The sequence below is a fragment of the Kinneretia sp. DJ1R-11 genome (assembly GCF_025717595.1).
Taxonomy (GTDB): domain Bacteria; phylum Pseudomonadota; class Gammaproteobacteria; order Burkholderiales; family Burkholderiaceae_C; genus Paucibacter_A.
Genome location: NZ_JAJIRR010000016.1, coordinates 18,427 through 37,681 on the forward strand (window position 1 = coordinate 18,427; position 19,255 = coordinate 37,681).

Here is a 19,255-nt window from a genome sequence, read left to right on the forward strand (position 1 = left end):
CCGGCACACGGAGCCGCGCATGAGTGCTTATCAGCTGCAGCCGGTGGCGGCCGAAGATCTGGACGCGCTGTTCCAGCTGCGCATGGAGGCCTTGCGCCCGAGTCTGGAGCGTCTCGGCCGCTATGACCTGGCGCGCAGCCGTGAGCGATTCCAGACCTTGTTCGACCCGGCGACCATGCGCCATATTTGCCGCGGCAGCGAGCGTGTGGGATTTCTGATGTTGCACACGCCGCCAACGGAGCCGGCGGTCCTGCGCCTGGAGCAGCTGTATCTGCAGCCCGCGGCGCAAAGCCAGGGCATCGGGGCCTGGGTGCTCAGCTGGGCCAAAGATCAGGCGCGGCGTGCGGGGCGCGATCTCAGCCTCTCGGCCCTCAAGCTCAGCGATGCCAACCGCTTCTATCTGCGCCACGGCTTCAAAGCGGTGGGGGAGAGCGAGTTCGACATCGACTACCTCTGGCGCCTGCCCGTCGTTGGTGAGGAGGCCCGCCTGGCCCAGGTGCCGGACGGTATTGCACCGGTGTGGTCGGGCGTGCAGGGTAAGAGGACGGGGCGCGAATGAGCGCAGCGTCGCCCAGCACCAGCCTGGCGCCGGCCCTGCTGGCCGGCGACGGCCCGCAGCAGCGCCGGGCCATGGCCAAGGCCATCACCTTGCTGGAGTCGACGCGCCGCGATCACCGCGTCCAAGCCGATGCCTTGCTGACCGAGCTGCTGCCGCACACAGGCAAGAGCTTTCGCCTCGGCATCTCGGGCGTGCCCGGCGTGGGCAAGAGCACCTTCATCGAGGCCCTGGGCCTGTTTCTGATCGCACGCGGCCACCGCGTCGCTGTGTTGGCCGTGGACCCGAGCAGCAGCGTCTCGGGCGGCTCCATCCTCGGCGACAAGACCCGCATGGAGCGCCTGTCCATGGACGAGCGCGCCTACATCCGCCCCAGCCCCAGCAGCGGAACCCTGGGCGGCGTGGCCGAGAAAACGCGTGAGGCCATGCTGGTCTGCGAAGCGGCTGGCTTCGATGTGGTCATCGTCGAGACCGTCGGTGTGGGCCAGAGCGAAACCGCCGTGGCCGGCATGACGGACATGTATGTGCTGCTGCAGCTGCCCAATGCCGGCGATGATTTGCAGGCCATCAAGAAGGGCGTGATGGAGCTGGCCGATCTGGTCGTCATCAACAAGGCCGATCTCGATTGGGCGGCCGCCACCCGCGCCCAGGCGCAGATCGGCTCCAGCCTGCGGATCTACGGCTTCCATGGCCACAGCCACACGGACCACGCCACGGCAGGCAAGACCTGGCACCCGCAGGTGATGCAGCTCAGCGCGCTCAAGCCCGAGCAGGGCGAAGGCCTGGAGCGCTTCTGGGCCCAGGTGACGGCTTACCGCGAATTGCAGCAGACCCATGGCCACTGGCTGGCCAAACGCCAGCAACAGGCGCAGAGTTGGATGTGGGAGCGCATCCATGCCGGCTTGCGCCAGCAGTTTGCCGGCTCGCCGGCCGTGAGTGCCCAACTGCCTCAGATCACCGAAGATGTGCTGCAAGGCCGACTGGCGCCTTCGACCGCAGCACGCCAACTGTTGAATTTCTTCTCCGGAGACGAGAAATGAACCCCCCACGCCCAATGAATGGGCTGCCCCCCGAGGGGGCGCGTCCTTCCTTGGGACGGCCCGACGAAAGGACTTCCCATGCATGACATCCAACAACGACTGGAAGAAAAACGTGCCCAGGCCCGTCTGGGCGGCGGCGAAAAGCGCATCGCCGCCCAGCACAAAAAGGGCAAGCTGACGGCGCGCGAGCGCCTGGAGCTGCTGTTCGACGAAGGCACCTTCGAAGAATGGGACATGTTTGTCGAGCACCGCTGCGTGGATTTCGGCATGGCCGAGAGCAAGATTCCCGGTGACGGCGTGGTCACCGGCTACGGCATGATCAACGGCCGCTTGGCCTTCAGCTTCAGCCAGGACTTCACCGTTTTCGGCGGCGCCTTGTCCGAGGCGCATGCCGAGAAGATTTGCAAGGTCATGGATCAGGCCATGAAGGTCGGGGCCCCGGTGATCGGCCTCAATGACTCGGGCGGCGCGCGCATCCAGGAAGGCGTGGCCTCCCTGGGCGGCTATGCCGATGTGTTCCAGAAGAATGTGCTGGCCTCGGGCGTGATCCCGCAAATCAGCATGATCATGGGCCCGTGCGCCGGCGACGCGGTCTATTCGCCGGCCATGACCGACTTCATCTTCATGGTCAAGGACTCGAGCTATATGTTCGTGACCGGGCCCGAGGTGGTGAAGACGGTGACGCACGAGGAAGTGACGGCCGAAGAGCTCGGCGGCGCCGGCACCCACACCAGCAAGAGCGGCGTGGCCGACCTCAGCTTCGAGAATGATGTCGAAGCGATTCTGATGCTGCGCCGTTTCTTCAACTACCTGCCGCTGAACAACCGCGAGAAGGCGCCGACCCGGCCCAGCGGTGACCCCGGCAACCGTCTCGATCATTCGCTCGACACCCTGGTGCCGGACAACCCGAACAAGCCCTATGACATGAAGGAGCTGATCCAGAAGACGGTCGACGATGGCGACTTCTTCGAGTTGCAGCCTGACTACGCCAAGAACATCCTGACCGGCTTTGCCCGCATGGAAGGCCAAACGGTGGGCATCGTCGCCAACCAGCCGCTCGTGCTGGCCGGCTGCCTGGACATCAAGAGCTCCATCAAGGCCGCGCGTTTTGTGCGCTTCTGCGATGCCTTCAACATCCCGGTGATCACCTTCGTCGATGTGCCCGGCTTCATGCCCGGCACCAGCCAGGAGTACGGCGGCATCATCAAGCATGGCGCCAAGCTGCTGTATGCCTATGCCGAGTGCACGGTGCCCAAGGTGACCGTGATCACACGCAAGGCCTACGGCGGCGCCTACGATGTGATGGCCTCCAAGCATCTGCGTGGCGACGTCAACTTCGCCTGGCCTAACGCCGAAATCGCGGTGATGGGCGCCAAGGGCGCGGTGGAGATCATCTTCCGCGAAGACAAGGGCGACCCGGAGAAGCTGGCCGCCAAGGAAGCCGAATACAAGGCCCGCTTCGCCAACCCCTTTGTCGCTGGCGCGCGCGGCTTCATCGACGATGTGATCCAACCGCATGAGACCCGCAAGCGCATCTGCCGCTCCCTGGTCATGCTCAAGGACAAGAAGCTGGACAACCCCTGGCGCAAGCACGGGAACATTCCGCTGTGAGAGCTGCGAAGGCGCTGCTGATGTCGGGCTTGCTGCTGAGCGGCAATGTGCGCGTGAACGCCGCTGTGCCAGCGGCGGACTGCGTGGCCGCCCATGCCCGGGCTCATGCGTCTTCAGTGCCCGCCGAGGACTCGGCCGCGTCGGCGCCGGAAAGCGCCTCGGCGCAGCAGTTGTTCGCCGAATGCGCCTTGCACCGCTACGGCGTATCGGCAGCCAGCCGCGTGGAGGCCTGCGGCAACGATCTGGCCAGCCTGCCGGTGATCCTGCTCTACCGAGTCGATGGCCTGTCGCGCAGCCAGGCCCTGGCCGATCTGCAGCGCGAAGGCGCGCTCAGCGATGGCAGCGAGTACGCGCAGCGCGCTCCCGCCATGCTGAGCTTTGCCTACCAGGGCGCCGCAGCTGGCAAGGGACAGGGCGCCGCCTGGATCGAGCGCCGCGTCGTCGAATGGACCGATCTCTGCTTGGCCGGGCGCCTGCGTTTCTCGAACCAGCGCTGAAGCTGACCGAACAAATTTACTGATGGGGACAAGACATCATGTTTGACAAGATTCTGATTGCGAACCGGGGTGAGATTGCTTGCCGAGTTATCAAGACTGCGCGCAAGATGGGCATCAAGACCGTGGCCGTCTACTCCGAGGCCGACAAGGACGCCCGCCATGTGGAGCTGGCCGATGAGGCCGTGCTGCTGGGTCCGGCGCCCAGCCGTGAGTCTTATCTGGTGGCCGAGAAGATCATTGCGGCGGCCAAGCAGACCGGCGCTCAGGCCATCCACCCCGGCTACGGCTTTCTGAGCGAGAACGAAGAGTTCGCGCGCCGGGTCGAGGAAGAGGGTATCGCCTTCATCGGCCCCAAGCATGGCTCCATCGCCGCCATGGGCGACAAAATCGCCTCCAAGAAGCTGGCCAATGCGGCCCAGGTCAACACCATCCCGGGCCATAACGAGCCCATCCTTTCGCCCGAAGAGGCGGTCAAGATCGCCCAAGGCATCGGCTACCCGGTGATGATCAAAGCCAGCGCCGGCGGTGGTGGCAAGGGCTTGCGCGTCGCCTTCAACGACAAGGAATGTTTCGAGGGCTTCAGCAGCTGCCGCAATGAGGCGCGCAACAGCTTTGGCGACGACCGCGTCTTCATGGAGAAGTTCGTCGACGAGCCGCGCCACATCGAGATCCAGGTGCTGGGCGACAGCCAGGGCAACACGCTCTATCTGTGGGAGCGTGAATGCTCCATCCAGCGCCGCCATCAGAAGGTGATCGAAGAGGCGCCGTCGCCTTTCATCAGCGAAGCCACCCGCAAGGCCATGGGTGAGCAGGCCGTGGCCTTGGCCAAGGCGGTGAACTACCAAAGCGCCGGCACGGTGGAGTTCGTGGTCGGCAAGGACCAGAGCTTTTACTTCCTGGAGATGAACACCCGCCTGCAGGTGGAGCACCCGGTGACCGAGTGCATCACCGGCCTGGACCTGGTCGAGCAGATGATCCGTGTGGCCGCCGGTGAGCCGCTGAGCCTCAAGCAAGAGGACGTCAAGCGCGAAGGCTGGGCGATTGAGTGCCGCATCAATGCCGAAGACCCCTTCCGCAACTTCCTGCCTTCCACCGGCCGCTTGGTCAAGTACCAGCCGCCGCAAGCCAATCTGGAGCAGGGCACGCTGACCCTGCAGGGTGAGAGTTATGCCGCTGAAAATTTTGGCGGAGTCCGGGTCGATACCGGCGTCTACGAAGGCGGCGAGATCCCGATGTTCTACGACTCGATGATCGCCAAGCTCATCGTCCACGGACGCGACCGGGCCGACGCCATCGCCAAGATGCGCGAAGCCTTGAATGGCTTTGTCATCCGCGGCATCTCCAGCAACATCCCCTTTCAGTCGGCCCTGCTGGCGCACGAGGACTTCAAGTCCGGCAACTTCAACACCGGCTTCATCGCCCAGCATTACGGCGGCGGCTTCCGTGCCGAAGATGTGCCGCACAGCGATCCGCTGTTCCTGGTCGCCCTGGCCGGCTTCATCCGCCGCAAGGCGCGCGAGCGCGAGGCCGGCATCAGCGGCCAGCTGCCGGGCCACGAGGTGCGCATCGAGCACGACTACGTGGCCCTGGTGTCCGAGGGCACGGCCGGTCAACAAGCCCGCCACGCCCTGCACATCTCCGAGTTCGTGGGCCATTTGGGCGAGGCGCTGGTGCGCGTCGGTCAAGGCGCCGAGGCCAAGAGCTACCGCATCGTCTGCAACTCGCGCCTGAACGACATCCGCCTGACCGGCACCGTCAACGGCCAACCCTTTGTGGCCCAGGCCGAGCGCGGCACGGCCAAGCAGCCGCTGGCCTACCGCCTGCAGCACAACGGCTACGCCATCCTCGTCAATGTGCTCTCGCCGCGCGCCGCCGAGCTGCAGGCCTTGATGCCTTTCAAGGCCCCGCCGGACACCAGCAAGTTCTTGCTCTCGCCCATGCCCGGTCTGTTGGTGCAGATCGCCGCGCAATCAGGCCAGACCGTGCAAGCCGGCGAACGCCTGGCCGTGATCGAGGCCATGAAGATGGAGAACATCTTGATCGCCGAGCGTGACGTCAAGGTGGCCGAGGTGCTGGCCAAAGTGGGCGAGAGCCTGTCGGTGGATCAGCTGATTTTGAGGTTTGAGTGAGGTTGATGGGTGAACAGGTGAACAGGTGAACAGGTGAACAGGTGAACAGGTGAACAGGTGAACAGGTGAACAGGTGAATGGTTCACCAGGCGCGCAGCGCCGCTCACCTGTTCACACGTTCACTTCCTCTCCCCTTGTTCAGCAAACCGACTGCAGCAGCATCAACTACGGTGTACCAAACATGAAGCCCTACAAGATCCTCGGCATTCAGCAGATCGCCATCGGCGGCCCCGACAAACAGGCCTTGCGCAAGCTCTGGGTCGATGTGCTGGGTCTGCAGGTCACCGGCAACTTCGTCTCCGAGCGCGAGAACGTTGACGAAGACATCTGCGCCATCGGCCAGGGCCCACACAAGGTCGAGGTCGATCTGATGCAGCCGCTCGATCCCGAGAAGAAGCCGGCCGTGCACACCACGCCGCTCAACCATGTGGGCCTCTGGGTGGATGACCTGCCCAAGGCCGTCGAGTGGATGACGGCGAACGGTGTGCGTTTCGCGCCGGGCGGCATCCGCAAAGGCGCGGCCGGCTACGACATTTGCTTCATACATCCCAAGTCCAGCGCCGAGTTTCCGATCGGTGGCGAAGGGGTCTTGATCGAGCTGGTGCAGGCGCCGGCCGAGGTCATCGCAGCCCTGGGCTGATCGGGCCCTTCGCGGACAGCTATGGCTTCGACCTCAGATCCTTTGATCGGCCTGGCCGCTGGCCGCTTGACGGGCCCGCTGGTGCGTGCGCTCGGCCTGCCGCGCCCACGCGCCTTGCGCCGCGAGACCGGCCCCTATCGCGGCGACGAACTGCGTGGACGCCGCCTGGTGTTGGCGGCCATGCCGGGTGGGCATGCTGGCGAATCTGCTCGAGGCTTACTCCAAGCTTTGGGTGCCAGCCTGGTGCTGGAGACGGAGCCGGCCTCCGATGCGACGGCTCGCGTCGACATCGCCGTGTTTGATGCCACCGGCTGCCGTGAGGTCGCGTCCCTGGCCCAGTTGCGTACCTTCTTTGCGCCGCTGCTGCGCCGCCTGGCGCCCTGCGCCAAGCTCTTGTTGCTGGCGCCCTGTCCGCTGCACGCCGCTCGCACCTCACCCGAGGCCGCGGCGGCCGCCCAAGGCATCGAAGGCTTTGTGCGCAGCCTGGCCAAGGAGCTGGGCCGTAGCCACGCAGCCACCGTCAATGCGCTGCAAGTGCCGGCTGCGACTTTGGGCGGCTTGCTGGGGCCATTGCGCTTCTTTTGCTCCTCGCGCAGCGCCTACGTGTCCGGTCGGATCCTGCGTTTGGACGCCGGTCTGGGGGCACCTGCGGCTCTTGAAGTCCCCATGGTCCCGGGGCGCTTGCGTGAGCACTTGGCCGTGGTCACCGGCGCCGCGCGTGGCCTAGGTGCCGCCACCGCCGAGCGCCTGGCCGAGGAGGGCGCCCGCGTGCTGTGCATCGATGTGCCCTCGGCTGAGCCGCATTTGCGCGAACTGGCGCGGCGCATCCAGGGCGACGCACTGAGCTTGGACATCACCCGTGCCGCCGCGCCCACTTTGCTTTGCGACTGGCTGCGCCAGCATCCCGGCATGGCTGTCGATGTGCTGGTGCACAACGCCGGCATCACGCGCGACCGCAGCCTGTTCAAGATGAGCGAGGCCGAGTGGAGCCAGGTCATGGCTGTCAATCTGCAGGCCATCCTGGCCATCGATGGCGCGCTCGATCAGGCCGACCTGCTGGCGCCCGGCGCGCGAGAAATTTGCTTGTCTTCCATCAGCGGCATCGCCGGCAATGCCGGTCAAACGAATTACGCGGCCAGCAAGTCCGCCTTGATTGGCTACGTCGCCGCGCGCAGCACTCTGTTGGCCAGTCGCGGCGCCACCATCAACGCCGTGGCACCGGGCTTCATTGAGACAGACATGACCCGCCAGATCCCTTGGTTCATTCGCGAAGCCGGCCGCCGCCTCAACGCACTGTCTCAAGGTGGCCAGCCCCGCGATGTGGCTGAGGCCGTCGCCTTCTTGGCTTTGCCCGAGTCAGGCGCCGTGAGGGGGCAGACCTTGCGGGTGTGTGGTCAGGCCTTGATGGGAGCTTGAGGCCTGCGGTTGTGGCCCTAGTTCGCTGTGATGGCTTTCGCCAGCGCCCACAGTGCCGCCCGATGGGCTGCCACCAGTGCATCCGTGCTGCCGTCTCCGGCCGGCACTTCAATGCGCTGCTCTCGCACCTGAGGCGGCTGACGGCCACTGGGGTCGACCCAAGTCCAGCGCGCTTGCAGTACGAGCAGCGGGCGTAGGCCGGTATCAGCGTCCAGTCTTTGGATGTCCACGCGCAGCTGCCGCTCGGCCGTGAGTCCCGGCGGCAGGGGCAGGCGCCAGATGCGGGCGCTGCCGAGCAGGCGCGCCAGATCTTGTTGCAGCAGGCGAGGGATGGCGTCGCGCAGAGGCTCGGCCCAGCGCTCCGTGGGCTGGACATTCAGCGTGGCCAAGCCACTGGGCCGGACGATGGCGTCGCGGTCCAGGTATTCGGGAATTTGGACCGGGCCCAGGGCCCAGATGCCTGTTGGCGATGCCGGCGCCACCAAGGCTCCTGCTTCCACGCTCGGTGGCAGCTCAGCGCGCAGCTGAAAGTACTGCACCTTGGGTGAACTGCCACAGGCGGCCAGCAGGCTGAGCCCGATCAGGACGGGGATCGTCTTCATGCGGCTGATGAATGTGCTCATTTGGCGCGGCCCTTGAGTACGGCTTCGGGTTGCTGGTCCAAGGTGTCCGCCAGTTCGCGCAGGGCGCGGGCGGCCTGGGCGATGTCCTTGAGTGCACGTTGCAAGTTCTGGTTCAGCGGCGCTTCATCCTGCGCCACATCGGCCACGGCTGCTGCCGCCCGGGCCAGCTCGGTCGAGACCCGGCGCAGGTCTTGCACCACGGCGCCCTCGGGGTTGAAGGTCTTGCCGACGCGCTCGGCCGAGTCGTTGACCGTCACGGCCGCGCGGCTCATGCGTTCCATGGCCTGCTGGGTGGCGGCCAAGGCGCCCAGGGCCGCATCACCCATGGGCCCGGCGCGGCGGTCCAGCTGGGTGCTGAGGCGGCGCAGATTGGCACTCACAGCCTCAATGTCCTGCAAGGCCCGGCTGAGCTCCGGGCCCTCGATCAGGCGTCGGCCGGTGCTGGCGATGGCCGAGAGGTCGCCGACCAGGCGCTTGATGTCCAAGCCGTCCACCTGGTTGCGCAGGTCCTGGAATGGCGTGGCCACGGTGGGGATCTGCACATAGCGGCTGGTCTCGACGGTGGCCCCAGTGGTAGTTTTGTCCGGCCGAAAGTCCAGGTCCACATAGAGCTGGCCCGTCAGCAGGCTTTGCAGGCCCAGCTGAGCGCGCAGGCCGCGATCGACCAAGGCCTTGAGCGAGGTGGCGCCGCTGCCAGGCAGGCGCTCGCCGCTGAGATTTCCGAGCATGTCTCGCTCCAGTTCGGCTTCGACCGGAATGGACACGGCATTGCTGGCATTGTTGTAGGCCACGCCGATGGCGCTGACATTGCCCAGGTGCACGCCGCGGAACACCACGGGCGCGCCGATTTGCAGGCCGTAAATGGAGCCGTGGAAATACATCACCACGCGCTCCTTGCCGCCCAGCAGCTTGCCGCCGGCGATCACAAAAACAGCGATGAAAAGCAGGATCAGGGCCGTGACAACAAACAAGCCCAGCAGGGCAGGGTGACCGTGACGCTTTCTCATGCACGTGCTCCTGCTGCTTCATCGAGGCCGCGACGCAGGAACAGGCGCACCGTCTCGGGGCCTGACTCCAGCAGGCGGCGCGGGGCATCGAGCGCGGTCATGGTCTTCTCCTTGGCGTCGAGAAAGAGGGCGCGGTCGGCCACCGCGAAGATGCTGCTCAGTTCATGCGTCACCAGCACGATGCTGGTGCCGAGATGATCGCGCAAATTGAGGATCAGCTCATCAAGACTGGCGGAGCTGATCGGATCCAAGCCGGCCGAGGGTTCGTCCAGAAACAGCAGGGGTGGGTCCAGGGCCATGGCGCGCGCGATGGCGGCCCGCTTTTTCATGCCACCGCTGAGGGCGCTGGGTAGTTCGTCGAAGGCACCTTCCATGCCGACCAGGGCCAGTTTGAAGCGGGCCATCTGCTCGGCCGCGTCCTCGTCCAGTTCGCTGAACTCGGTGAGCGGCAGCATGACGTTTTCGCCCACTGTCATTGAGCTCCAGAGTGCTCCGCCTTGGAACATCACGCCGAACTGGCGGCGCAGGCGGGCCAGTTCCTCCACGTCGGCATCGGCCAGATCCCGCTCCCCGAAGATGACGCGGCCTAGGGCCGGCTCCTGCAGGCCGATCAGATGGCGCATCAGCGTGCTCTTGCCGCAGCCACTGCCGCCCATCAGCACCAGGATCTCGCCGCGCTGCAGCTCGAAGCTGAGGTTCTCCATCAGCAAGCGGCCGGCCACGGCCAGGCTCAAACCTTCGGCACACAGCAGCGGGCTCGCGGCTTGCTTCATCACCAGCCCAGCCTCTGGAAAGCAATCGTCAGCGCCGAGGCGGCAATGACGATCCAGATGATGGCCTGCACCACGGCGGCGGTGGTGGCCTCGCCCACGGCCTGGGCGCTGCGACCGGCATGCAAGCCCTGGCGGCAGCCGGCCATGGCGACCAGCACGCCGTAAACCGTGCCCTTGAGCAGGCCGATGCCGGCGTGCGCCAGGGTGATGGCCTTGGAGCTGCGGTAGAGGTAGTCCAGGAGTTCGACATGGAAGATGCCCACCGCCACCAGCAGGCCGGCCAACATGCCCACCACGGCCGCAAACGTGGTCAGCAAGGGGGCCATCAAGGCCATGGCCAGGACCCTCGGCAGCACCAGGTGCTCGACTGGGTTCAGGCCCAGGGCGCGCAAAGCATCGATCTCCTCATTGGCCTGCATGCTGCCGAGCTGTGCGGCGAAGGCGGCACCGACACGTCCGGCCAGCATGATGCCGGTCATCAGGGCAGCGATTTCGCGCACCACGCCAATGGTCACCAGGTCGGCCATGAAGGCCTGGGCGCCGAGACGCTGCAGCTGGGCCGCGCCCATATAGGCAATGATCAGCCCGACCAGAAAGCTGATTAGGGTGACGATGGGCAAGGTGGCTGGGCCGGTGGCGTGCAACTGCTGGGCCAGGTCTTCGCCGCGCATGGCGGTGCTGCCGCGCATGGCCCGGTAGACGGCGATCAGCAAATCGCCGGTGAAAGCCAAGGTGTCGCGCGTGCGGCGATAGCGAGCCTGCCAGGCCAGGCCGACGCGGGTCAGCCAGCGCGGGCGGCGGCGGCCGCCGGGCGCGTCGCCGGCGCTCTGTCGGGCGGCCAGATCCAGCATGCCGCTCAAGGCCGGCGGTAGCTCACGCGTGTCCAGCGGCGCCCGGGCGCTGCGGCTCAGGGCCCAAAGGGCTGCGGCCAGGCTGCTGTCAAAGGCTTCCAGCGCGCGGCCATCAATTCGCAGTGGCAGCGTTGCTGTGGCGGAGGCCGTGGTGTCTGGACGGGCCGGCAGGCGGCTCTTGCCGCGCCAGTCGCCGCTCAGGCGCAGCAGCGGCCCCTGCTCGTCGTGGGTCCAGAGCGCTTGTGCTTCGTTCGCTTTGGCGCTGTCCGCGGTATCGCCCAAACCTGCTCCTGTTCAGCCAGGGACGAGGTTAACAGCTGGCTGGCTTAGCCTCACCCCGAGCGGGTGAAGCTAGGCAGCATTTCATACTCAGTCCACCGACTTCATCAGATGCGAGACCTGGGCCTTGAACTCGGGCGACTCGCGCATCTTGCCTTGCAGGCGCCAGACTTCACGAGCGGTCTGCCCATGCTTGGCAAAAAAGGGCTTGGAGAAGATGGTGTAGTAGGCCTTGTCCACAAGCGGGGGATTCACCCGCTCGACCTTGCCTTGCAGGGCTGGCAAAGCGGCCAGAGAGTTGTCGGCTTCGGTGGTCTGCAGCGCGGCCGCGAGGTAGCGACCCGAGGCCACGCGGTTGAGCAGTTCGTCGGCCGTCGGCGCGTTGTCCTCAACCTTGGCGCCCAGCTGCTTGAGCTGCGCGACGATGGAAAAACCTGCTTGCGCGCCGATGGTGCCGGCTGCAGTCAACGCCTTGCCGTCCCAGCCGACGGCGGCCGCCTTGCCTTTGTAGAGCGCATAGGTGGCGCGGTACATGCGCTTGGTGGCGTCGGCCTCGCCGTCGAGCTTGAGCGGGTAATGGGCAAACTCGGCGCGCTCGGCGTTGAAGCTGGCATTCATGGCCGCGTCGACCTTGCCGCTCTTCAGCTCGGCCAGGCATTGCTTCCAAGGCATGGGCATGAGCTTGATCGGCGTGCCCAGCTGCTTTTCCAGCTGCGCCATCATGATCTGGCTGTAGCCGGGTTTGTCCTTGAGCAGCCAGGGGAAAGCGTCTTCGTTTTCGTGGCAGATGTGCAGGCTTTCGGGCGCCGCGTCGGCGGCCTGAACCAGAGCGTGGGGGGCGAGCAGCAGGGCGAAAAGAGCCAGGCCGTTCACGGCAGGGATGAGCTTGGGCATGAGCGAGGGTCTTTCACAAAACAGGGGCTGAGTGAGACCGGTAGCCGAATGGCTGCACCGTGTCTGTGCATCCTAGGCTCAAGCCGGGTCGCTCAGGCCCAGGAATATGGGCATTCCTGGGCCTAATCCTGTTCTGTGCTGAGTTTCACGGCCCATGCCGGGCCTCTTGCGCTTACCAGATGCGAATGCGCTCTGCGCTGCCCTTGAACATCTTGTCGCCAGCCTTGGTGCCGAAGGCCTGGTGGAAGCCGTCGTGATTGACGGCTGCGCCATTGGCCCGGAACTCGGCGGGCGAGTGCGGGTCCATGGTGACCTGCATCAGCGTCGCCTCTTCGCGCATCTTGGTCCGCCAGGCCTGCGACCAGCCCAGGAAGAAGCGCTGCTCACCGCTGAAGCCCCCGATCACCGGGCTGGGCTTGCCGCCCAGGGAGCGCTGGTAGGCCTTGTATGCCACTTGCAGGCCGGACAGATCGGCGATGTTCTCGCCCAGGGTCAGCTCGCCATTGACATGCTTGCCCTGGATGGCCTCGTAGCCGCTGTACTGGGCCACCAGCTTGGCTGCGACGGCCTCGAAGGCCTTGCGGTCGGCCGGTGTCCACCAGTTGCGGAGCTTGCCGTCGCCGTCGAACTGGCTGCCTTGGTCGTCAAAGCCGTGGCTGATCTCGTGGCCGATCACGGCACCGATGGCCCCGTAGTTGGCGGCGTCATCGGCCGTGGCATCGAAGAAGGGCGGCTGCAGGATGGCTGCGGGGAAGAGGATCTCGTTGGTCGTGGGGTCGTAGAAGGCATTGACCAGCTGCGGGTTGATGCCCCACTCCTTGCGATCCACCGGGCGGCCGGCTTTGGCGGCCAGCACCTGCCATTCGAAATCGGCCGATCGCAGGCGGTTGCCCAGCGCGTCGCCGGCGCGCACCTCCAGGGCGCTGAAATCGCGCCATTGGTCGGGGTAGCCGATCTTGACGGTGAACTTGTTGAGCTTGTCGCGCGCCTGCAGCTTCGTCTGCGGCGACATCCAGCTCAGGGCTTCCAGCGAATCCCCGAAAGCGGCCATCAAATTGCTCACCAGCTCCTGCATGCGGGCCTTGTGGCCAGCCGGGAAATGGCGCTCGACGTAGAGCTTGCCCAGAGCGTCGCCCAGGGCCGCGTTGACTTGCGTCATGCCTTGCTGCCAGCGTGCCTGCTCGCTGCTCGCGCCGGACAAGGCCTTGCCGCGGAAGGCAAAGCGGGCTTGGCGGAAGGCCTGGGGCAGGGTCGCCGCATGGGCGTCCAACAGGTGCAGCTTGGCATAGAGCTTCCAGTCGGCCAGTGGCAGCTTGGCATGCAGGCGGCCCAGTGCAATGGCCATGCTGGGTTGGGCCACGACCAGACGGTCGACCTGGCCCAGGCGCGCGGCTGCCAGGAAAGCAGCCCAATCGAAGCCGGGCGCCTTGCGTGCTAGCTCGGCCGGGCTCATGGGGTTGTAGGCCTTGACCGGGTCGCGGTTGGCCACCGGGTCCCAGTGGGCCTTGGCGATAGCGGTCTCCAAGGCCAGCACGCGGGCAGCGGCGCGGGCGGGTTGGGCTTCGCCGGCCAGTTCCGCGAGGGTTTGCAGGTACTGCAGATAGGCGGCGCGTGCCTTGAGCATGCGCGGCTCTTTCTTCAGGTAGTAATCGCGGCCGGGCAGGCCCAGGCCGCCTTGGCTGGCCGCCGCCAGATTCAGGCTGGGGTTCTTGAAGTCGGGCCCGACCGAGAGTTCCACGGGCGTCGACAGATGGCCTTGCATGCGGCCCAGCCACTGCGCCAGTTCTCGCGGGCTCTTCAGTGCGTCGATCTCAGCCAGTTGGGGCTGCAGCGGGGCCAGGCCGGCTTGGTCGATGGCCGTCGTGTCCATGAAGGCGGTGTAAAACGCGGCGAGTTTGTGCTCGACGCTGCCGGCGGTCTGTGGCTGACGGGCCAGTTCTTCGATGATGGCGCGCACCTGTTGGTCGGACAGGTCGCGCAGCACGGCAAAGCTGCCAAAGCTGGCCTTGTCGGCCGGGATCTCGGTGCTCTTGAGCCAGCCGCCGTTGGCGGCGCGGAACAGATCGTCCTGCACGCGCACGCTGGCGTCGAAGCCGGGCAGGTCCAGGCCGATGGAGTTTTCCACAGCGTGGGCGGCGCTGCCCAGTTGCAGCAATACAGCGAGAAGGGTCAGACGGGGCAGTTTCATGGCGATTTCACAGACATGGTGTGGAGCCGGGCGCAGGTGTTTGCGTCGGCGCGAAGCGGGTGATTGTCGCGGCAGCGGAATTGCTGGCTCGGGCAGGCCGAAACTTGTCGGCTACCGACGCGAATGCAGCACCTTAGGAAGATGGCCTGGCGCTGTCGAAAGTCAGGCGCTGGAATGCGCGAGATTTGCGGGTTTGTCTCGACCCCTGTTTGCGGGGCGCCGCGGTGGGCCTGGGTGCGTTGTTGCGCCGAAGCTGCATGTGTCACGTCAGCCGCGTGTTCGCTCGTGCTGCGCCAGCCCGCGCGCGCTGCCCGGCCTCAGGCGCCGCAACAAAGGGGTGGCTGCTTGGTTTAGACTTCGTGAACTGCGAAGATGCAATTGTTAATATCGGTGTGCGCATGTTGTTGGCGAAAGCTAAATTCCATCCCCAGAGTATTGGCTGCTGACATTAGGGCCAATCTGGATTTGAACTGAGCCTGGCCTCGTCGCGCTTTCGACCTTCTTTCCGACCTGAAACATTGCTTCTTCGTCCATCGGCCCTGAATCCAGACCACGGACACAACCATGCGCCTTGACCTGACCACCCTCAACCTCGTGCTGGCCATTGAGCAGACGCGCTCCATCACGCGCGGGGCGCAGCAGGAGCACCTGGCCCTGGCCGCGGCCAGCAAACGGGTGTCCGACCTAGAGGCCCGCCTGGGCGTGCAGCTGTTCGAGCGCCGCTCGCGCGGGGTTGAGCCCACCGAGGCCTGCCGCGCCCTGGTGCGCCACATTCGCTCCCTCCATGCCTCTTTGCATGCGCTCGAGAGCGAGGTGGTGGAGTTCGCCCGCGGCATCAAAGGTCATCTGCGCATTGCCGCCAACAGCGGCGCGATTGCCGAATGCCTGCCGGCCGATCTGGTGGCCTTCAGCCAAGGCCACCCGCAGATCCGCATCAGCCTGGAAGACCTGACCAGCGCCGAGGTGCAGGCGGCCGTGGCCGAGGGCCGGGCCGATGCCGGCGTGTTCACCGCGCCCTTGCTGGACAGCCGCCTGCAGACCTGGTCCTACGCCCGTGGCCGCCTAGCCGTGCTGGTGCCCAAGCGCCATGCGCTGGCGGAGCAGGACCGCGTGCGTTTTGCCGACCTGCTTGACTACGACCTGATCGGCCTGCATGCCGGTGCCTCGGCCCAGGAAATGATGCGCCAGCAGGCCCAGGCCCTGGGCCGCACGCTCAATGCCCGCATCCAGGTGCGCGGCTTTGATGCGATTGCCCAGCTGGTCGAGGCCGGCCTGGGCGTGGCCGTGCTGCCAGGCGGGCCGGCCGAGCGCTTTTCGCGCGTGTTCGACGTCAAGCTGCTGGCTCTGGATGAAGACTGGGCCGTGCGCGAGTATTGCCTGGGCGTGCTGCGCCAGGAGCGCCTGCCGGCCGTGCTGCAGCGCTTTGTCGACAGCCTCTGCCCACCGGCGCCCAAGGCTTGATGGCCCCTCAAGCCGCCCGAACTCATCGATTGCATTGAAGGAAAGAAGACTGTCATGACTGCTCGCACGCTCTACGACAAGCTCTGGGATGAGCATGTCGTCCATACCGAAGACGACGGCACGGCCGTGCTCTACATCGACCGCCATCTGCTGCATGAGGTGACCAGCCCCCAGGCCTTTGAAGGCCTGGATTTGGCTTCGCGCAAGGTCTGGCGTCTGTCGGCCAATCTGGCGGTCAGCGACCACAATGTGCCCACCACCGACCGCAGCGGCGGCATCGCCGACCCGATCTCCAAGCTGCAGGTCGACACCCTGGACCAGAACTGCGACCGCCACGGCGTGACCCAGTTCAAGATGAACGACAAACGCCAGGGCATCGTCCATGTGATCGGCCCGGAGCAGGGCGCCACGCTGCCCGGCATGACTGTTGTCTGCGGCGACAGCCACACGTCCACCCATGGGGCCTTTGGCGCGCTGGCGCATGGCATCGGCACCTCCGAGGTCGAGCATGTGCTGGCCACGCAGACTCTCTTGGCCAAGAAGGCCAAGAACATGCTGATCCGCGTCGAGGGTCAGGTCGTGCCCGGCGTGGGCGCCAAGGACATCGTGCTGGCCATCATCGGCAAGATCGGCACGGCTGGTGGCACCGGCTACACCCTCGAGTTCGGCGGCTCGGCCATTCGCGCGTTGTCCATGGAAGGCCGCATGACGGTTTGCAATATGGCCATCGAAGCCGGCGCCCGCGCCGGCCTGATCGCCGTGGACGAGACCACGCTGAACTACGTCAAGGGCCGGCCCTTCACGCCGACCGGCGTCGAATGGGATCTGGCCGTGCAGTACTGGCGGGGTTTGCACTCGGATGCCGGCGCGCATTTCGACGCGGTGGTGGAGCTGGACGCCAGCCAGATCCGCCCGCAGGTCACCTGGGGCACCTCGCCCGAGATGGTGCTGGACGTGAACGCCCGCGTGCCCGACCCGGACAAGGAAAAGGACGCGGTCAAGCGTGGCGCCATCGAACGCGCCCTGCAGTACATGAACCTGGAGCCCAACAAGGCGATTGCCGACATCCATGTGGACAAGGTTTTCATCGGCTCCTGCACCAACAGCCGCATCGAGGACATGCGCGAGGCCGCTGCCGTGGTGCGCCGCATCGGTGGCCGTCTGGCCTCGAATGTGAAGCTGGCCCTGGTCGTGCCGGGTTCGGGCCTGGTCAAGGCGCAGGCCGAGGCAGAGGGCCTGGATCAGGTCTTCAAGGCCGCAGGTTTCGAGTGGCGCGAGCCCGGCTGCTCCATGTGCCTGGCCATGAATGCCGACCGCCTGGAGCCCGGTGAGCGCTGCGCCTCCACCAGCAACCGCAATTTCGAAGGGCGCCAGGGCGCCGGCGGCCGCACCCATCTGGTCAGCCCGGCCATGGCCGCCGCGGCCGCCATGCGCGGCCATTTCGTCGACGTCAGCCACTTGAGCTGAGCCCGCCGGCGAACACAAGGAGTTAGTTCAGACATGGAAAAGTTCAACCTGCACCAGGGCCTCGTTGCCCCCATGGACCGCGAGAACGTCGACACCGACGCCATCATCCCCAAGCAATTCCTCAAGTCCATCAAGCGCAGCGGCTTCGGCCCTAACTTGTTCGATGAGTGGCGTTATCTGGACGCCGGCGAGCCCGGCCAGGACCCGGCCAGCCGCCGACCCAACCCCGATTTCGTACTCAACCAAGCGCGCTACGCCGGTGCATCCGTGCTGCTGGCACGCGCCAACTTCGGCTGTGGCTCCAGCCGCGAACATGCGCCCTGGGCGCTGGAGCAGTACGGCTTTCGCGCCCTGATCGCGCCCAGCTTCGCGGACATCTTCTTCAACAACTGCTTCAAGAACGGCATCCTGCCCATCGTCTTGCCCGAGTCGCAAGTGGCGCGGCTCTTCGACGAAGTGCATGCCTTCCCCGGCTACCAGCTGAGCATCGATCTGCCGCGCCAGGTGGTGATCAAGCCGGACGGCACGGAGCTGCCCTTCGAGGTGCAGGCCTTCCGCAAGTTCTGCCTGCTGGGCGGTTTTGATGACATCGGCCTGACCCTGCGCCACGCCGACAAGATCAAGGCCTTCGAGGCCGAGCGCCTGGCCGCCAAGCCCTGGCTCAAGCACCAGCTGTCGGCCTGAGCGCCGTTTGATTCCATTCAAGGACAGATATGAAGATCGCAATTCTCCCCGGTGACGGCATCGGCACCGAAATCGTCGCCGAAGCCGTCAAGGTGCTGAAGGTCCTGGACCTGCCGCTGGAGATGGAAACCGCACCGGTGGGCGGCGCCGCTTTTGAGGCCGCCGGCCATCCGCTGCCGGACTCCACCCTGCAGCTGGCCAAAGACGCCGACGCCATCCTGTTCGGCGCCGTCGGCGACTGGAAGTACGACAAGCTGGACCGCCCTCTGCGCCCCGAGCAAGCCATTCTGGGCCTGCGCAAACACCTGGGCCTGTTCGCCAACTTCCGCCCGGCCATCTGCTACGAGCAGCTGACGCACGCATCGAGCTTGAAACCCGAGTTGGTGGCCGGACTGGACATCCTCATCATCCGTGAGCTGACCGGCGACATCTATTTCGGCCAGCCGCGCGGCCGCCGCACCGCGGTGGACGGGCATTTCCCAGGCAGCGAAGAAGCTTTCGACACCATGCGCTACTCGCGCCCGGAGATCGAGCGCATCGCCCATGTCGCCTTCCAAGCCGCACGCAAGCGCAACAAGCGCGTCACCTCGGTGGACAAGGCCAATGTGCTGGAGACCTTCCAGTTCTGGAAGGACGTGATGATCGAAGTCAGCGCCGAGTACCCCGATGTGGAACTCGACCATATGTACGTGGACAACGCCGCCATGCAGCTGGTCAAGGCGCCCAAGCGCTTCGACGTGGTCGTGACCGGCAATATGTTCGGCGACATCCTCTCGGACGAGGCGGCCATGCTGACCGGCTCCATCGGCATGCTGCCCTCGGCCTCCTTGGACAAGAACAACAAGGGCTTGTACGAGCCCAGCCATGGCAGCGCGCCGGACATCGCCGGCAAGGGAATCGCCAATCCTCTGGCTACAATCCTGTCCGCTGCCATGATGCTCAAGTTCTCCCTCAACCAACCCGAAGCTGCTGCTCGTATCGAAGCCGCAGTGGGCTCGGTGTTGTCCCAAGGTCTGCGTACCGCAGACATTTGGAGCGAGGGCACCCAGAAGGTGGGCACGCGCGAGATGGGTGACGCTGTAGTTGCAGCGATTACCACGACCAAAACCATGAAGGGCTAGTTCAGCTCCGGTTCGTCT

At 65.7% G+C, this 19,255-nt stretch carries 17 protein-coding genes; 11 read left to right on the top strand and 6 right to left on the bottom strand.

Features of this window, described 5'->3' with window-relative positions; genetic code table 11:
• Window positions 1-19: 19 nt before the first annotated feature.
• The 7 genes from LNV23_RS20910 (at window position 20) to LNV23_RS20940 (ending at window position 7,889) form a co-directional block, all read left to right on the top strand.
• Entirely contained in the window at window positions 20-559 is a 540-nt protein-coding gene (locus LNV23_RS20910; protein ID WP_263564768.1) for a GNAT family N-acetyltransferase, read from the top strand.
• Window positions 556-1,596 (top strand): methylmalonyl Co-A mutase-associated GTPase MeaB, encoded by a 1,041-nt coding sequence (gene meaB, locus LNV23_RS20915; protein WP_263564769.1) that lies wholly within the window; start codon window positions 556-558, stop codon window positions 1,594-1,596. The genes LNV23_RS20910 and meaB overlap by 4 nt, the downstream gene beginning before the upstream one ends.
• Window positions 1,597-1,674: 78 nt before the next feature.
• Window positions 1,675-3,207: an acyl-CoA carboxylase subunit beta gene (locus LNV23_RS20920; protein ID WP_263564770.1), complete on the top strand. Its 1,533-nt coding sequence runs from the start codon at window positions 1,675-1,677 to the stop codon at window positions 3,205-3,207.
• A gap of 20 nt (window positions 3,208-3,227) precedes the next feature.
• Complete coding sequence (locus LNV23_RS20925; RefSeq protein WP_263564771.1) at window positions 3,228-3,704, top strand: hypothetical protein; 477 nt, start codon at window positions 3,228-3,230, stop codon at window positions 3,702-3,704.
• 38 nt (window positions 3,705-3,742) lie between these two features.
• Complete coding sequence (locus LNV23_RS20930) at window positions 3,743-5,833, top strand: acetyl-CoA carboxylase biotin carboxylase subunit (protein ID WP_263564772.1); 2,091 nt, start codon at window positions 3,743-3,745, stop codon at window positions 5,831-5,833.
• Between the two features lie 181 nt (window positions 5,834-6,014).
• Window positions 6,015-6,473: a VOC family protein gene (locus LNV23_RS20935; protein WP_263520080.1), complete on the top strand. Its 459-nt coding sequence runs from the start codon at window positions 6,015-6,017 to the stop codon at window positions 6,471-6,473.
• A 21-nt stretch (window positions 6,474-6,494) separates the two neighbouring features.
• Complete coding sequence (locus LNV23_RS20940) at window positions 6,495-7,889, top strand: 3-oxoacyl-ACP reductase (protein ID WP_263564773.1); 1,395 nt, start codon at window positions 6,495-6,497, stop codon at window positions 7,887-7,889.
• A 17-nt stretch (window positions 7,890-7,906) separates the two neighbouring features.
• Here the strand turns inward: LNV23_RS20940 and LNV23_RS20945 are convergent, their stop codons facing one another.
• The 6 genes from LNV23_RS20945 to LNV23_RS20970 form a co-directional block, all read right to left on the bottom strand.
• Window positions 7,907-8,491, bottom strand: coding sequence for a PqiC family protein (locus LNV23_RS20945; RefSeq protein WP_263564774.1), 585 nt, complete (start codon window positions 8,489-8,491; stop codon window positions 7,907-7,909).
• Window positions 8,492-8,508: 17 nt separating this feature from the next.
• The gene (locus LNV23_RS20950; protein WP_263520083.1) at window positions 8,509-9,519 is read right to left on the bottom strand and encodes an MlaD family protein; all 1,011 of its coding nucleotides are present in this window, start codon (window positions 9,517-9,519) and stop codon (window positions 8,509-8,511) included.
• The gene (locus LNV23_RS20955; protein WP_263564775.1) at window positions 9,516-10,292 is read right to left on the bottom strand and encodes an ABC transporter ATP-binding protein; all 777 of its coding nucleotides are present in this window, start codon (window positions 10,290-10,292) and stop codon (window positions 9,516-9,518) included. Before LNV23_RS20955 ends, LNV23_RS20950 begins: the two co-directional genes overlap by 4 nt.
• On the bottom strand, window positions 10,292-11,425 hold the full coding sequence (locus LNV23_RS20960; RefSeq protein ID WP_263564776.1) for an MlaE family ABC transporter permease: 1,134 nt from the start codon (window positions 11,423-11,425) through the stop codon (window positions 10,292-10,294). The genes LNV23_RS20955 and LNV23_RS20960 overlap by 1 nt, the downstream gene beginning before the upstream one ends.
• Before the next feature lie 87 nt (window positions 11,426-11,512).
• Window positions 11,513-12,316 carry a substrate-binding periplasmic protein gene (locus LNV23_RS20965; protein ID WP_263564777.1) on the bottom strand — a complete coding sequence of 268 codons (804 nt, stop codon included), beginning with the start codon at window positions 12,314-12,316 and terminating at the stop codon, window positions 11,513-11,515.
• Between the two features lie 172 nt (window positions 12,317-12,488).
• Complete coding sequence (locus LNV23_RS20970; protein ID WP_263564778.1) at window positions 12,489-14,504, bottom strand: M13 family metallopeptidase; 2,016 nt, start codon at window positions 14,502-14,504, stop codon at window positions 12,489-12,491.
• A gap of 564 nt (window positions 14,505-15,068) precedes the next feature.
• Between LNV23_RS20970 and LNV23_RS20975 the strand changes: the two genes are divergently transcribed.
• From LNV23_RS20975 to leuB, 4 genes are read left to right on the top strand one after another with little or no spacing between them, the layout of a single operon-like run.
• On the top strand, window positions 15,069-15,965 hold the full coding sequence (locus LNV23_RS20975; RefSeq protein WP_263564779.1) for a LysR family transcriptional regulator: 897 nt from the start codon (window positions 15,069-15,071) through the stop codon (window positions 15,963-15,965).
• Window positions 15,966-16,019: 54 nt separating this feature from the next.
• Window positions 16,020-17,432: a 3-isopropylmalate dehydratase large subunit gene (gene leuC, locus LNV23_RS20980; RefSeq protein WP_263564780.1), complete on the top strand. Its 1,413-nt coding sequence runs from the start codon at window positions 16,020-16,022 to the stop codon at window positions 17,430-17,432.
• Between the two features lie 33 nt (window positions 17,433-17,465).
• Window positions 17,466-18,116: a 3-isopropylmalate dehydratase small subunit gene (gene leuD / locus LNV23_RS20985; RefSeq protein ID WP_263564781.1), complete on the top strand. Its 651-nt coding sequence runs from the start codon at window positions 17,466-17,468 to the stop codon at window positions 18,114-18,116.
• Between the two features lie 29 nt (window positions 18,117-18,145).
• Window positions 18,146-19,237 (top strand): 3-isopropylmalate dehydrogenase, encoded by a 1,092-nt coding sequence (gene leuB, locus LNV23_RS20990; RefSeq protein ID WP_263564782.1) that lies wholly within the window; start codon window positions 18,146-18,148, stop codon window positions 19,235-19,237.
• The last annotated feature ends 18 nt before the right edge of the window (window positions 19,238-19,255 follow it).

What these genes read in the sequence shown, in the direction of transcription:
- LNV23_RS20910 (WP_263564768.1), top strand. Translation starts at nt 20, where the DNA reads ATGAGTGCTTATCAGCTGCAGCCGGTGGCGGCCGAAGATCTGGACGCG.
- meaB (WP_263564769.1), top strand. Translation starts at nt 556, where the DNA reads ATGAGCGCAGCGTCGCCCAGCACCAGCCTGGCGCCGGCCCTGCTGGCC.
- LNV23_RS20920 (WP_263564770.1), top strand. Translation starts at nt 1,675, where the DNA reads ATGCATGACATCCAACAACGACTGGAAGAAAAACGTGCCCAGGCCCGT.
- LNV23_RS20925 (WP_263564771.1), top strand. Translation starts at nt 3,228, where the DNA reads ATGTCGGGCTTGCTGCTGAGCGGCAATGTGCGCGTGAACGCCGCTGTG.
- LNV23_RS20930 (WP_263564772.1), top strand. Translation starts at nt 3,743, where the DNA reads ATGTTTGACAAGATTCTGATTGCGAACCGGGGTGAGATTGCTTGCCGA.
- LNV23_RS20935 (WP_263520080.1), top strand. Translation starts at nt 6,015, where the DNA reads ATGAAGCCCTACAAGATCCTCGGCATTCAGCAGATCGCCATCGGCGGC.
- LNV23_RS20940 (WP_263564773.1), top strand. Translation starts at nt 6,495, where the DNA reads ATGGCTTCGACCTCAGATCCTTTGATCGGCCTGGCCGCTGGCCGCTTG.
- LNV23_RS20945 (WP_263564774.1), bottom strand. Translation starts at nt 8,491, where the DNA reads ATGAAGACGATCCCCGTCCTGATCGGGCTCAGCCTGCTGGCCGCCTGT.
- LNV23_RS20950 (WP_263520083.1), bottom strand. Translation starts at nt 9,519, where the DNA reads ATGAGAAAGCGTCACGGTCACCCTGCCCTGCTGGGCTTGTTTGTTGTC.
- LNV23_RS20955 (WP_263564775.1), bottom strand. Translation starts at nt 10,292, where the DNA reads ATGAAGCAAGCCGCGAGCCCGCTGCTGTGTGCCGAAGGTTTGAGCCTG.
- LNV23_RS20965 (WP_263564777.1), bottom strand. Translation starts at nt 12,316, where the DNA reads ATGCCCAAGCTCATCCCTGCCGTGAACGGCCTGGCTCTTTTCGCCCTG.
- LNV23_RS20970 (WP_263564778.1), bottom strand. Translation starts at nt 14,504, where the DNA reads ATGAAACTGCCCCGTCTGACCCTTCTCGCTGTATTGCTGCAACTGGGC.
- LNV23_RS20975 (WP_263564779.1), top strand. Translation starts at nt 15,069, where the DNA reads ATGCGCCTTGACCTGACCACCCTCAACCTCGTGCTGGCCATTGAGCAG.
- leuC (WP_263564780.1), top strand. Translation starts at nt 16,020, where the DNA reads ATGACTGCTCGCACGCTCTACGACAAGCTCTGGGATGAGCATGTCGTC.
- leuD (WP_263564781.1), top strand. Translation starts at nt 17,466, where the DNA reads ATGGAAAAGTTCAACCTGCACCAGGGCCTCGTTGCCCCCATGGACCGC.
- leuB (WP_263564782.1), top strand. Translation starts at nt 18,146, where the DNA reads ATGAAGATCGCAATTCTCCCCGGTGACGGCATCGGCACCGAAATCGTC.